The sequence below is a fragment of the Streptomyces sp. SP18BB07 genome (genome assembly GCF_036322545.1).
In the GTDB taxonomy this organism is placed as follows: Bacteria; Actinomycetota; Actinomycetes; order Streptomycetales; family Streptomycetaceae; genus Streptomyces; species Streptomyces deccanensis.
On sequence record NZ_JAQYWT010000149.1, the window covers coordinates 1 to 351 of the forward strand.

A 351-nucleotide genomic window follows, 5' to 3' on the forward strand; every position below is an offset into this window, starting at 1 on the left:
CCCAGTCCCGCTCTGCTGGACGGAGAGGTTGTTCAGGGACATGGCGAGGTCGGGGAGGTGGGCGGCGGGGTTGGCCTGGGCGAGGGTACGGCGGATTTCGACGGCTTCGGTGATGGAGGCGAGCGCCGCCTGCCAGTCCCCAGTCCCGCTCTGCGGGTTGGAGAGGTTGTTCAGGGAGCAGGCGAGGTGGGTGAGGTGGGCGGCCGGGATGGCCAGGGTGGTGCGGATGGTCTCACGCCAGGGCGCGTCGTCGGACAGTTCCTCGACGGCGCGTAGTGCGGCGTTGATTTCCTTGCGTGTGGTGGGTGCGCGCAGGGTGAGGCGGGCGACGGCCCGGTTGAGGACATCGAG

1 pseudogene is annotated in these 351 nt (G+C 69.8%); it reads right to left on the reverse strand.

Annotated features, from left to right (window positions below):
* A pseudogene (locus PUR53_RS00845) lies at positions 1-351 on the reverse strand (hypothetical protein); the annotation flags it as partial.